Origin of the sequence: Pseudobacteriovorax antillogorgiicola, assembly GCF_900177345.1 — a bacterium.
Classification (GTDB): domain Bacteria; phylum Bdellovibrionota_B; class Oligoflexia; order Oligoflexales; family Oligoflexaceae; genus Pseudobacteriovorax; species Pseudobacteriovorax antillogorgiicola.
On record NZ_FWZT01000015.1, the window covers coordinates 86785 to 100067 of the forward strand.

Annotated in this window: 10 protein-coding genes; 3 read left to right on the forward strand and 7 right to left on the reverse strand. The window is 45.8% G+C overall.

The window, feature by feature from the left end; genetic code table 11:
* Window positions 1-165: 165 nt before the first annotated feature.
* From B9N89_RS18855 to B9N89_RS18870, 4 genes are all read right to left on the reverse strand, one after another.
* Window positions 166-966 (reverse strand): hypothetical protein, encoded by an 801-nt coding sequence (locus B9N89_RS18855; protein ID WP_132319750.1) that lies wholly within the window; start codon window positions 964-966, stop codon window positions 166-168.
* Between the two features lie 258 nt (window positions 967-1224).
* The gene (locus B9N89_RS18860) at window positions 1225-1443 is read right to left on the reverse strand and encodes a hypothetical protein (protein ID WP_132319752.1); all 219 of its coding nucleotides are present in this window, start codon (window positions 1441-1443) and stop codon (window positions 1225-1227) included.
* A gap of 161 nt (window positions 1444-1604) precedes the next feature.
* Window positions 1605-1937, reverse strand: coding sequence for a hypothetical protein (locus B9N89_RS18865; RefSeq protein WP_132319754.1), 333 nt, complete (start codon window positions 1935-1937; stop codon window positions 1605-1607).
* A gap of 2 nt (window positions 1938-1939) precedes the next feature.
* Window positions 1940-3355: a 3-oxoacyl-ACP reductase gene (locus tag B9N89_RS18870; protein WP_132319756.1), complete on the reverse strand. Its 1416-nt coding sequence runs from the start codon at window positions 3353-3355 to the stop codon at window positions 1940-1942.
* 156 nt (window positions 3356-3511) lie between these two features.
* On the opposite strand from B9N89_RS18870, the gene B9N89_RS18875 reads away from it, so the two are divergent.
* Both B9N89_RS18875 and B9N89_RS18880 read left to right on the forward strand, forming a co-directional pair.
* Window positions 3512-8569, forward strand: coding sequence for a diguanylate cyclase (locus tag B9N89_RS18875; protein ID WP_207912271.1), 5058 nt, complete (start codon window positions 3512-3514; stop codon window positions 8567-8569).
* A 269-nt stretch (window positions 8570-8838) separates the two neighbouring features.
* Entirely contained in the window at window positions 8839-9552 is a 714-nt protein-coding gene (locus tag B9N89_RS18880) for a trypsin-like serine peptidase (RefSeq protein WP_132319760.1), read from the forward strand.
* A gap of 87 nt (window positions 9553-9639) precedes the next feature.
* On the opposite strand, the gene B9N89_RS18885 is transcribed toward B9N89_RS18880, so the two are convergent.
* From B9N89_RS18885 to B9N89_RS18895, 3 genes are all read right to left on the reverse strand, one after another.
* Window positions 9640-9894: a hypothetical protein gene (locus B9N89_RS18885; RefSeq protein ID WP_132319762.1), complete on the reverse strand. Its 255-nt coding sequence runs from the start codon at window positions 9892-9894 to the stop codon at window positions 9640-9642.
* Between the two features lie 90 nt (window positions 9895-9984).
* Window positions 9985-10842 carry a GNAT family N-acetyltransferase gene (locus B9N89_RS18890; RefSeq protein WP_159455484.1) on the reverse strand — a complete coding sequence of 286 codons (858 nt, stop codon included), beginning with the start codon at window positions 10840-10842 and terminating at the stop codon, window positions 9985-9987.
* Window positions 10835-12094, reverse strand: a complete 1260-nt coding sequence (locus B9N89_RS18895; protein WP_132319766.1) for a polysaccharide biosynthesis protein — start codon at window positions 12092-12094, stop codon at window positions 10835-10837. The genes B9N89_RS18890 and B9N89_RS18895 overlap by 8 nt, the downstream gene beginning before the upstream one ends.
* A 454-nt stretch (window positions 12095-12548) precedes the next feature.
* Between B9N89_RS18895 and B9N89_RS18900 the strand changes: the two genes are divergently transcribed.
* On the forward strand, window positions 12549-13283 hold the full coding sequence (locus tag B9N89_RS18900; protein ID WP_132319768.1) for a VTC domain-containing protein: 735 nt from the start codon (window positions 12549-12551) through the stop codon (window positions 13281-13283).

Sequence of the window (13283 nt, forward strand, 5' to 3'; positions counted from 1 at the left end):
AGGTTTACCAAGTTAGTTATGGTATAGACATTTTCATTATTTGATCGATACGCTAAGCTATCATCAATTACATTTCTCCTTTTCATGGGCTCGATGTGACTCCTCATATCGAGTTTTTTTTAGAGTGGATTTTTATAAACATGCCAGGGGCGATTTCACCTGCTCTTAGTCTGCTTGGGTATCTTTTAGTGACTTAAAGGGAATTTCGATCGTGGAAAGACCTTGCGCCAAGCCAGCATCCTGAAGCCAAACACTGTCATCGTAGATCAGAAATTGCTGAGTTTTAAGCTTGTAGGAATAGATAAAGCTATTGAAGTTGTTTCGATAGTAGACCGTATCGACCTGATTGAGCGGACTCTCTTCGGGGATAAGTTCCGGGTCAGACTGCAGGTAGCCGCCGGCCTTCCAGCCTATGAAGCTGGCTACTTCGAAATCGCTCAGACCGAGGTCGCTATGCTCGCTGATCAGCGTCGGCTGCTCAACTTGTAAAACAATATTTTCTTCTTGCCCAGCAACCCCCTGATAAGTCTCGTACTCTGAGTGGCAAGAGGTGCAGTAGCGCTGCATTAAAGGCTGAATCACGTCATCGTATGTGATTGCACTCGTCAAGGAGAGCTCACTTGCCGAGCTGTTCACCAAAAGCAGCTCGATTTGGTAGTCGCAAACCGAATAGAGACTGTAGGTATGGAGAGCTTCATCTACATAAGTCTGTAAATCTTCAATGGCTTCAGTGGTCGCTGGGCATTCATCCCCTTGTGGGGTGAGGTTTAAATAGAAGCGATTAATCAAAGATTTGATCTCGGGGACCTCTGATTCCAAGCTTGTGCGATCGGGCAAATAGACTCTAAGTTCAGTTGTCTCCTGAACTGTGGCGTCGCTCGATATGGGTGCTGCTCTTTGATTGAGGTCTTCGGCGCAAGATACGACGAGTGCTGATGACAGCAAAAGGCATAAGTTTTGGCTCAATTTCAATCTCCCTCCCTACAAGGTCTTCGGAGGCGTTGCGAGATTTTTAAATCAAAGTTGAGAATTAAGGATGGATAAGAAGAAAACGGAGCTATTTTAATGACATGGACTTGAGTTGAATTGAGGGTGACCCACAATACCCGTGAAAAGCGAACTAAGCAATGCTTGTCGCTACGGAATTTTTCCCAATTAGCCATTGATATCAGCTAATTGGGTTACGATACATCACTTACAATAAGCAAGGCCCTGTTAAATCCTCTAGTTAGCCTTCAAGCCTTTAGATTCGGCGTGCTTCTTGTCCTCGGAGTCCTTCTTCTTTACGATGGTCTCCAATGGTGTTTCTTCTTTTTCGGCGTCAGCCTGTGCTTCAACCGCTGCATCTTCACCGAAAACTTCAGCGTAAATTTCACGATCTTTTGGGGTCATGCAAGCTTGGCTAACCAGTGCGATACTAAAAATACTGATGACTACTTTCATAAGGAACTCCCTTCTTTTTCCAAAGAGCTGCAATCCTTATTCCACTTAAGTCTGTCCTGAATTCGATCTGTTACGCCTCTTGGTGATCTCTTTTTGGTCGAATTCTTGATTGCTGTGACTTGATCATTGACACCACAATCTGGTTTAAACGCACTGGTTTTTCAAAGCTTTTTCGCCGACAAGACCTTGACCATCGGCCCAGCCATGCAGATACTCATCATCCCCTGGGTAGGCTCTACCTGGACTTCAAGTTTTAAACCATCTTGCTCAAGTGTAGGGTCTAGGTTAATCGGCTGCATCCTTCTACCATCACTTGTTTCAAACAGAAATTTGCAGCCATCTAATCCTTTCGCATCGATCACTTTTACCGTCAAGTTCTCGCTTAGTTTTGTTTGCTTTTGGTCTTGCATTGGCTCCTCCTTTTTCGATTCGCTGGATCCTTTGGTGCAAGATGAAAGGGCTACTAGTACTGTAATGATCCAAAGATTCTTCATATTTAAGCTCCCATCATGTGTCCACCGCAAACCCTAAGTACGGCTCCGTTAACTCCTTGTGAGGCCTGGCTTGCCAAAAAACAGATCGCATTGGCTACATCATTCGGAACACCGCCTTGGCTTAAGGTCGATAGGCGGCGTGCGAACTGCCTTGTGAGAAACGGCATTCGCTCTGTCATGGGAGTTTCAATAAATCCCGGTGCCACTGCATTGGCAGTAATGCCTCGTGGTGCGAGTGTTTCAGATAGAGCTTTGACGTAGCCGACTAAACCAGCCTTGGCTGTAGCGTAGTTGGTCTGGCCAAAGTTGCCAGCAAGTCCTGATATAGACGATAGGCAGATCACGCGGCCATGATCACGAAATAGTTCGGTCTTGCAAAGGTGGTCAGTGATTTGAATGATCGATCCCAAATTTACAGCAAGTACTTGATCCCAATGAACTTCTACCATTCGTTTTAAAGTCTTATCGCGAGTTACTCCAGCGTTATGGATAAGAACATCAACATAACCTACGGCCTGTTTGATCTCTGCCTCTAGCTTCACGCCATTATCTGGGAGGCCGAGGGACATAGGGATCGCTGTTCCGTCAACTTTTTTGGCCAAGTCCTCCAGTGCTTCGCGATTATCCTCGTGATCTAAACAAAGCACATGGGCACCCTCTTCGAAAAGCGCAAGCACCGTACTTTTGCCGATACCCCCAGTGGCGCCGGTAACCAAGACGGATTTGCCTGCCAGCGAGCCTCCAAGAAGGTATGAATCGTTCTCTTTGGCAAGAGTCGATACTTCTAAGACTTGGCCTGTGATAAAGGCGCTGTAATCCGATAGGAGAAACTGCACGAGAGGAGCTGCACGCTTGCCTCCCTCCTCGTCGAGAGGGGCTTGAACGATCTGAACGGTGCTACCCTTGTTACCTAATTCCTTAGAGAGGCTTTTACCGAAGCCGATCAAAGCCTGCGCAACGGTCGCTTCTTCTGGATCATCACACATCGTGGGTACTTTAGATAGAATCACAACCCTAGTGTTGGGGCTTATAAATTGTGTGATGTTGTGGAAAAACTCATAGGCATCTTTTAAGTCGTTCACATACTTTATTGAACTGCCATCGTAGAGTACGGCTTTCGCCTTCGAAACCATACTGCTATTGTCTAGAGCTTGGAGTTGATAGTGATCTATATTGGCGAACCTTTCAGCAGCCACAGAAGGAGCCAGAATGAGTGAAGCACCGATGCTAACCAGGCTTCTGGCCAGACCTGATTGCAAGTTGCCATCACCGCCAATGATCACATCTGTGTCTCGCAGAATCCGCTCTCCCCATGGGGCTGATGCTCTAGTAAGCACTGGTGGTGGGTTGATCCCTGCCTTTTTGAGGATATTTTGTATTAGAGCCGAATTGGAAAGTTCAAGAAGGGAGTCTTTCATCGAGTCCTCGTGTTAACTGGTTTTCTTGGCTGCCAAACAGCCTAGCAAACCCCCTGTCTTCCAGCAAGCAACAAGCAGGAATGACAAGCCCTTTGCTAAAATCTTGAACAATCGTAAACCGAGACTCTTCCTTGTGGGGCAGCTTAGACCGTGAAAATGGTTAAGAAACGCCTGGATTATCCGACAGATAGCTTGAATCGCACAAAGGAACTGATTATGCCTTTGAACTTCAAAAAAAAGAGTCTCCTTCAACCGGAACCAAGCACTGCCAGTGTACCGGGTTACCACTCTTTAGTCCGCATTTTTGAGAGCCCCAGGAGTCGGATTTTTCGTGCGATTCGAAAGAAGGATCAAAAGAAAGTCGTTCTGAAAATCTTGCAAGAAGAGTTTATCGAGCGCAGTGAGATCCTGAGGTACAAAAACCAATTTTCCATACTTTCCCACAGCGACTTGAAATGCGCCCCTCGGGTGCTAGACTTGGTCAAGTATCATAACAGCCCCATGTTGGTCTTCGAAGACACGGGAATTGACTCGTTGCAGTCTTTGCTAGAGCAAAGTTCCTTGAAGATCAAAGAGGCCTTAGAGATTGCCATAGCAATTACAGAAGCCTTGATGGAGTTGCATAGCCACAGTATCATCCATAAGGATATTAACCCAAGTAATCTCCTTTACGACCGGAAGACAGGTGAAATCCAAGTCATCGACTTTGGTATTTCTACCCAACTGAGCCGCGAGCATATGGCTCTTGATGCTGAGATGGTTACAGAGGGCAGCCTACCCTATATGTCTCCAGAGCAAACAGGTCGTATGAATCGCTACCTCGACAGCCGCACGGACCTCTATTCTCTTGGAATCGTGATTTACGAACTCTTAACGGGGGCAGTTCCATTTCAGTCTGAAGATCCTTTGCAACTCATTCACTACCACATTGCCAAAAGGCCTATCCCCCCGAAAGAATTGGATAATGGGATCCCAGGAGTGCTTTCCGACATTGTGATGAAGCTCTTAAGTAAGAATGTCGAGGATCGCTATCAAAGTGCTTGGGGAGTTAAAGCAGATCTGCAAAAGTGTGCCGAGGGATTGCGGGATAGCCACTATGTAAGAAAGTTTCCACTAGGCTTGCAAGATGTTTCAAACCAGTTGCGCATCTCACAAAATCTCTATGGGCGGTCGCAGGAGGTTGCGCTACTGCAAAGCAACTACGAGTCCGTTGTTGGGGGTAATAAGGTGGCTGTTTTTATTAGCGGCTACCCTGGGGTTGGAAAAACATCGCTAACTAAAGAGCTTTATAAGCAGGTGAGTCATCATCGTGGTTTCTATATCAGTGGCAAGTATGAGATCCTCCGCCGTAGCGTGCCATACAGCGCAATCACTGAGGCGTTTACAGAACTTTGTCGACAGATCCTAAGTGAATCGGAATATCTACTCCATGAATGGCGCCATAAGATTCAAAATGCTCTAGGGGATAATGGTCAGGTGATGGTTGACCTTGTGCCTGAACTTGAGCATATCATTGGAGTCCAGCCTGCAGCTCAACTCCTAGGACCTAGTGAAAGCGAAAATCGGTTCTTAGTCCTATTTAAGAAGTTCGTGAAAATATTTGCCCAGGCGAATCACCCTCTTGTCATGTATCTTGACGATCTTCAGTGGATCGACTTGAGTTCCATACGATTGCTACAGATGTTATTGGAAGACAGTGATTTAGAAGGTTTATACTTTATCGGTGCATTTCGCGACAAAGACATAGGACCGACTCATCCATTGGGGCTTATGATGGAACGACTGCAGGAAGCATCTATCATTATCGATCAGATTCATTTGCAGCCTTTAAGCCTACCCGACATCAATCGGATGGTTGCTGATACGCTCCACACAACAGTCGAAAAATCTGAAGCACTGAGCGATCTCGTGTTCCAAAAAACGGGCGGAAACCCATTCTTTACTGAAGAATTCTTGAAGAATCTTTATACAAACAAACTTCTATACTTTGAAGCTCAGAAAGGCCACTGGGACTGGGAGCTTGATAAGATTAAATATGCGGATCTAACCGATAATGTAGTAGAACTTATGACGGAGAAGATCAAGCGCCTTCCCGAAGGAACGGTGGAGTTGATTCGCTATGGAGCCTGTATCGGTGCTCGCTTTGATCTTGCAACTCTGGCTACAGTTGCAAATTCAAATCTCACCCGTGTTGCTCAGGGGCTCCATCAGGCGATCAACGAAGGTCTTGTGATACCCATTGGCGATAACTACCGCCTGATCGAGTTGGACATCCCGATTGCTCCTGATGAGGTAAAGATCGAGTATCGCTTTGCTCATGATCGAATCTTGCAAGCAGCCTGTGATCTCATGGAAAGTCGTCAACGGAAATTTGTCCGGCGGCGGGTGGCAAAGATTATGCTTGACCAGGGGGATCAATTTCGCGAAGAAAATATTTTTACCATCGTCAATCACCTGAATCAGAGCATGGAACTCATTCAGGCAAAAGATGAGTTAATCGAGCTATTAAAACTGAATCTTGATGCGGCACGGAAGGCCAAAAGCTCCTCGGCGTACCCCTTAGCATTTGAATATCTTTCCAGTAGTTATGATCTTATCGATGAGACCATGTGGGACACTCACTGTGATCTTCTCATCGACTTCTGCCAGGAGGCCTGTGAAGTTGCATTCCTGGCTCAGGAAATTGCTGCCATGGAGAAGTTTGCCAGCCTAGTCTTGCAGAAAGGGCGCAATCTCCTAGAAAAGATTCCGATCTACGAAACCCAAGTGCAAGCCGCAGTAGCTCGCAATGATATGATGACTGCTGTGAGCCAAGGCAAAGAAATTCTGGGGCAACTTGGTGTTCGTGTGCCTGATAATCCAAGCCTTGCACAGATTCTCAAGGGCTTTGCATGGTGTTGGTGGAAGCTCCTCGGTGTCGATACTCAAAAGATTCTTGATAAGCAAGAAATGAAAGATCCCTATCAGCTAGCTAGGATTCATTTTCAGTACAGCTTGTCTCAATGTATATTTCTTTATATGCCAAAGCAGGTTCCCTTATCCATATGTGATTCGATCCTGACCACAATGAAGCATGGAGTTGCTCCCACATCGGCTCTAGCTTTTACGAGCTATGGGATTATGATCTCTGGAATTTTCCATGCCTATGATACCGGCTACCGCTATGGAGAGCTGGGGATTCAACTTTATCAAAGGCTCAAGGCCAAAGAGGTGGAAGCGACGATTTTAGTGACCTTTAACTTATATATAAGGCCATGGAAGGATCCTGTACGCTCCACTCTGCCGTCTCTTCTCGAAGCTTATCAAAGTGGGCTTGACTCTGGTAACATCGAGTTTGCAGTCCATGGGGCTATGGGCTACTGCTATCGCTCCTTTCTAGCAGGAGTGGAATTGCGCTCGGTGCAGAAGGATATGAAGAATTACCGCCAAGCGATTCGATCACTGGCTCATCATGGCAATACCTATATTTTAGACCTCTATCACCAAGCCGTTGAGAATCTGGTCAGCGAAGACGAAGCCATCGAGCCCTGGCGAATCAAAGGCGACTACTACGATGATGACGAGATGCTTGTGACTCATCGTCAGAACAAGGATGCTGCTGGCTTGTTTCTCACCTACTTTATGAAGGTGAAGATGGCTTATATCTACGAACAGAATGAGCTAGCCCTTGAGTGGGGTGAGGCAGCAAAGAAGGAATTTAAGGCTGGAATCGGTACCTACAACGGGACGGTCTTCTATTTTTACCGCGCCTTGTCGCTTCTAAAGGCAGTGCAAGCCGGTGCAGGAATTGAAAGAAAGCGGTTTCTAAGAGAAGCAAAGTCGATTACTAAGAAATTTAAAAAGTGGGCTAAGGCAAGCTATGACAACCAGGGACATCGCTATCTTATTCTGAAAGCTGAGTGGCAGCGACTCCATGGGCGCAGCTTTCAGGCTCAGCAACTCTATGACGAGGCGATTACCGTTGCTAGGCATCATGAGTTTTATCAAGATGAGGCACTAGGTAATGAGCTAGCAGCCATGTTTCACCTAGCTGAAAATCGGCACACCATGGCAGTCGCCTATATGAAGCGGGCTCGGTATGGCTACCAAAGATGGGGCGCATTATCCAAGGTTTCTTATTTGGAAAAGAACTATCCTCATCTTATCAACAGCCCTGGAGATCGAACGCTTACTGGTTCACTAGCGACCATGTCTTCATCTACTATTGACATCACCACTCTTAAAAAAGCTCTTTTGGCTATAGCTGAAGAAACGATTCACAGTCGCATGCTGGAGAAAATAATTTCTAGCGCTATAGAATTTGCTGGTGCACAAAAGGGTATTCTGCTCCTTAAAAAAGACGGCGAGTTTTATGTGGAAGCAGAAGGCTCCACAGATCTAGAGAAGCCCAAAATCTTACAGTCCATTCCCCTAGAGGAATCTGAAGAGATTTGTATCGCTGTAATCAATTACGTAAAACGCACAGCGAAGCCCATCGTGATTGATGATGCCCAAGTCGACCAGGATTTAATCGCATCACTCAGCAAAGACCCCTATATTGTTAAGAATAAGGTCAAGTCGATCCTCTGTATTCCGATTCTGGTTGGCGGAGCCGCAGGCTCCGAGATCATCGGCCTTCTATATCTGGAAAACAATCATACTTCTAATACCTTTACTGTGGAAAGAATTGAAACCTTAGAAATTATCTGTCTTTCTGCAGCCGGTCGACTAGAGCTTTCTGTGAAGGCAGCCACCGATGGGCTGACAGGCTTATATAATCACGACTACTTCCAAAATATGCTAGAGCAGGAAATCCTACAATCCCAGAGACAGCTTCGTAATCTGTCTTTGGTCATGATCGACATCGATCATTTCAAGAAATTTAACGATAAATGGGGGCACCAAGTTGGTGACTTGGTCCTAAAACACGTTGCAGACCTTGTGAAGCAGACTTGCAGAAAGTCGGATATAGTTGCGCGATATGGTGGTGAAGAGTTAAGCGTGATACTTCCCGAAACAAATAGCGATCTTGCTGAAAACGTGGCGGAAAGGATTCGACAAGTCATCGAAAAGAGTATCGTGGAACATGAAGGTCATCACCTCAATGTGACTGTTTCACTTGGGGTTTCCTATCTCCGTGAGGATATTCGCACTGCCACCGCTTTAATTAAGCGAGCCGATGAAGCCTTGTATGCTTCCAAAGAAAATGGTCGAAACTGTGTGACTCTCACATAGCTAGTCTATCTGTTTAGTTGCTTATACGCGCATTAAAAAGCCAATTGAAACAGTGTCTACGATACGCCTCCGGTGTTTTAGGTTCTGTAGTCCAATCCCCTTTGTAAGTCATATATACGCTGTATGTGTTTTAACATGCAGACTACTCTATATTTATGAATCTCTTAAGAGGTTGTTGACAAAGAGTTAAATGAAAGTTAAAAGTTTGACTAGCCAGCCAGTTATAAAACGCCAAGCGTTAATGACATCATAGATTGCAGGAGTTCAGAATGAAAAAAGCCCTACTTTTTACGCCACTCATGGCCCTATTCTTCAACGCATGTGGTAGCCAAAGTGACGAGTTATCCGAACCAAAAGTGGTCATCGGCAGCAATGACCTCGTAAAATACACGGCTGATGATACCTACTCCCAGGCGGTTGGAGTGATGGTAAGCGGCTGCACAGTAACTCATATTGGTGGCAACCTCGGTCTAACAGCAGGCCACTGCGTGACAGGATACTCCTGCGAAGAAAACTACGATGTAGTTTGGAACTATCGGGAAAACAATCAAGGTGACGGGACAAGATCAAGGTCAAGCTGTGTTGAAGTCCTTTCACGTCAGTACAGTTCCAGCGTCGACACCCCTCTAGATTATGCGATTGTTCGATATGATCGCGCTCCGGAGGCTTACCGACAAATCGACTTTCAAAAACCTGTTGCGGGTGACGAGATTACGATCCTTTCCCATCCAGCGGTCCGCACTTTAGAGTGGTCGGGTTGGTGTACGATTGACGGAAACTGGAGTGCTAACAAATTCGCCTACCAATGTGATACTGAAGGTGGTAGCAGTGGCGCAGCAGTTCTAAATCGTTCGTTGCGAGTGGTCGGCGTTCACAATTTGGGAAGCTCTGCTGCCGGCTACAATGCTGGATCGTACATGGTGGATGTCTTTAGTGATCTGCCTCAAAGCCTTCAAGATGAGTTGCAAAACCTACAGCTGTAAAGCAGAAGGTCAAAGATGGGCAGCTCGATCCTACGAGTTGCCCTTTATTCTATTAAGGCGCTAGGATCCATCGTTGGCTTGCTTTTCTTATTTTTTGAAGAATACTTTTCCGCCAATAATCTTAAAGGCGGGTGCTCCTCGGATAAGAGCTTCACGGCCGAATACTTGCGAACAGTGGGGGCAAGCTCCATCGCCACTCGTGTAGTCTTCTACAATTCGTTCTTTAAAACACTTTACTAGAGACCCTGTTCCACCTTTGCGATAGCGAAAGAGCTGGCCCCGACACTTGGAGCAGTATACCTTAACCGTAGTGCTAGGTCCTTTTGGATTGGGTTTTGCCATACGCTTCCCCTGCATTTAGCAGCTATTGTGAGAGAAGTCCTTCTGATTGCTTAGAGCTTTAACCGGCTAAGTTTGCACAAATATCTGTGTTCAAGATGGAAGGGCGGGGAAAACTAGCCCAAAATGTCCTTTAGCAACAAAGCCAAGTTGCTCATAAGCCTTGATAGCAGCGTGATTGTCTTTGCCTGTGAACAAGCTTGCCCGGCAGATGGATCGCATTCTTAGATCTTCCAGCTGCCTGCTGATCAAGCGTCTGGCATAACCTTTGGAACGATGATCCTCACTAGTATAAACTCCCCCAACTTGAGCCGTATTATCGACGATAGCGTTGGCGCTGGAGATAGCTATCAGTCGACCGTCTATAAATAAGCCCCAATGCCTTTCTTGTTGAGTCGCAAGGGCAAAGCTTTTCTGAATCTCATACAAGGATTCAGAGATGGGAATGTTGAGCTCATGGCAATATGCGAGTCGAAGTTGGTACCAAGCAGCAAAGTCACTAGAATCGAGCAGACGAATGTTATCCTGGAACTCAATATCGATGTTTCCAATTTGATCAAGCACCATGGTAGCTTCTTCGCTAATCATGCGTAATTTAGACCAGATTCCATTGTATACCAGGCATGTAGCCAAACTGCTGACAGCATGCCAATTACCAAGCATGCCCGAGATTGGAAACGGCTCAGATACCACATGGTCAAGAATTTGCTCACATGACTCCTCGTTTAAAATCTCGGGATCTATGTGAACTAACAGGCGACCGTTGGTGTTCATCGAGAACACCCCCATAATTTCATCCGCAGATAAGATGATTTTCGTAACTTGGTCGGTAGAACTTTGAGATTGGCGGCGAGATGCCTCTATGAGAAACATGGCTTCATGAAAGTTACTGAACAGATAGTACTGAGCGTCTTTCATTAAAGTTAGATGCCAGGGAACAATCTTAAGCACGGCGGTTCTCCTCTGATTTAAACAGTCCGAAGTAAGCACCAGCGCCATGTTGTATACCATAGCCAACTAAAATCCCGATGAATATGGGAGCAGTGTAGTACTCGCTAAACCATGCAGAGGGCATTAAGACATAGCACAACCCGATGGTGGCACCTTGCAAGGCTGATCCCCAGCTTATCACATGGCTCAAGCTGCGATCCATCAGGCCCACATTGATCATACTAACTAGAGAGGTGAACACCTGGGCAAACCCTAGGGGAACAAAGAGTTTTAGAAAGGTAGTGTGGTCGAGGGACCTAAAAAATAAATTGAGCGTCAGCGGGAACGAGAAAATTGCAATATAGCCTAGGCAGGCTCCAAGAACTAAGAGTGACACAAATTTTAGCTGACTAGCCAGATGATATTGATCTTGGCCGAACATTTTTGCCGACACGACATTGACTAGAATCTGGATCAGTAATGATAAAGGAGCCATTAGCATATAACTGACATTATATGCAGACAGCGACGTTTCACCGATAACCCGCAGGACGAGGATCGAATAAAGATAGGCCGTGAGCCAGCGGAAGAGGGTCGACCAGAACAAGTGCTTCATATCCTTGATCAAGATCCAAATGGCCTTCAAATCAGGCTTGGAAAGGAAGCCGTGGCGATGAGCCCAGTGGAGTCCAGGTAGGGCAACTGTTAGGTACAGAGCTGGGAATGCTAGGAAAAGCCAAGGGTTTTCTATAGTAGTGGGGCTCTGCTCTGCCTTAAGGATGATGATGCCAACCATTGCTATAAAAACGATCAGACCAACAATGCGCGCCGTGCGGTGGAGAAGAGTTAAGAATAACGATTGTTTTGCATAGCCTAGTTCCTCAAGACAAAGCAGCATGGCGATAGGTATATAACTCAAGGAATAGAAAAATAAGGCGCCAGCTAAAAAACTCGATAGTTCGCTGACAACTATAAAAACACAGGTAGCAAGGATTGCCGTGACAGCAAGCAAGGCGCGGAGGGCCAAGATATCCCCGAATACCGGCTTGCCCAGCTGCTTACTTAGGCGGCGGATGACATCTGCCTGGATTCCAAACTCGATTATCACGAAATATATCGTGAAAGTTCCGAATATAGTGGATATTTGAGAGAAGTTAGGGTTCGTTAGAACGTGATTGAGAAAGGAAAGATTTGCAAACTGTAGTCCCCCTGCTGCTATTGAGACGATAAACGTCAGCAGGCCTAGGGCCTTGTAGCTAGATTTTTTTAACAATGACCGTCCTAAGGTGAGTGGTTCCTGCAAATCGCCCCCGATACTAAATAAGTGTAGCTACCAATGCAATATTTTATCAGTCAAAAACACATGATTCTCTAGGTATCGATCCACAACAAGGCCAGTTGATCGGGATGGATCACAGCTCTTCACTGAGAAATGATAATTCAAATGGATTAACTCTCCCATGTATGCCACCTTACGGCAGGAGCAGGCTCGGGTGAAAATCAGAAAATGGTCAATCATACTTAGCCATTGCAACAAAAACGAACGTTTGAATCAAGTCCTATTCCCCAGCGCCGATAGATGTTATAACATACGATTGTATGAAACGAACGTTTGAATTGGTCTTTCGTACAAAAATCTGTCAAGGCAGTTGATAGCTGTAGGAGTGTCGGGCGTATTGTGGGGATTTTGCCATAGATAACTCAGAGACTTAGAAGGGGAATGACAATTGCTTAACTTAGAATCGGAAGAGCTGCATAATGTTGAGGTTCAAATGCGGAAGTTGGCGGTTCAAAACTATAATGAGTATAAGTTTCATGTCTCACAAGAGTCTTTGAGCTACGTTCTCGATGTGCTTCGTTCCCTCTACGGTGGGTCTGATCCATTCCCAGAAGGTATCGTGGATTCGATCTACTACGATACAGCTGACCGGCATTTGTATCAGCAGTGCTTGAATGGTTCTTCGAAGAAAACCAAGTTTAGAATCCGGGGTTATGGTGATGGTACTTTTCACCAGCTCCATCAAAAAGATAAAAATCTGCTGACGGTTGACAAAAAGAAGCAGAAGATCCACCCTGTGTCGCTTGTTGGATTTTCTGCCCCAGATTGGTATCAACTTCAGCCAGCAGGTGAGGATGATAAAAGCTTCCGCGGTATCTATTCTATTGCCGAACAGTATGGAGCTCTATTCCCTGTGATTCGCGTTCGCTATAAGCGATATCGATTTCGTGTTTACGATTATAGGATGACGCTCGATACCCATATCCAAGTGATGGGCTTTGCCAATGGCACCGACTTCCGCCAGAGCTATGGGATCCTTCCTCACCATGTATTGGAGATCAAAACTGTAGACCCAAGGCCTCATTTGCCATTGCTTGGCCTTTCTCGACTGCCTCAGATTTCATTTTCGAAATTTATGCTGGGGCTTAACTTACTCGGAACCGGCGATTATAGCTGTTACTAG

Coding starts and splice junctions, on each gene's coding strand:
- B9N89_RS18865 (WP_132319754.1), bottom strand. CDS start 1,937: ATGAAGAATCTTTGGATCATTACAGTACTAGTAGCCCTTTCATCTTGC.
- B9N89_RS18875 (WP_207912271.1), top strand. CDS start 3,512: ATGGTTAAGAAACGCCTGGATTATCCGACAGATAGCTTGAATCGCACA.
- B9N89_RS18870 (WP_132319756.1), bottom strand. CDS start 3,355: ATGAAAGACTCCCTTCTTGAACTTTCCAATTCGGCTCTAATACAAAAT.
- B9N89_RS18860 (WP_132319752.1), bottom strand. CDS start 1,443: ATGAAAGTAGTCATCAGTATTTTTAGTATCGCACTGGTTAGCCAAGCT.
- B9N89_RS18885 (WP_132319762.1), bottom strand. CDS start 9,894: ATGGCAAAACCCAATCCAAAAGGACCTAGCACTACGGTTAAGGTATAC.
- B9N89_RS18880 (WP_132319760.1), top strand. CDS start 8,839: ATGAAAAAAGCCCTACTTTTTACGCCACTCATGGCCCTATTCTTCAAC.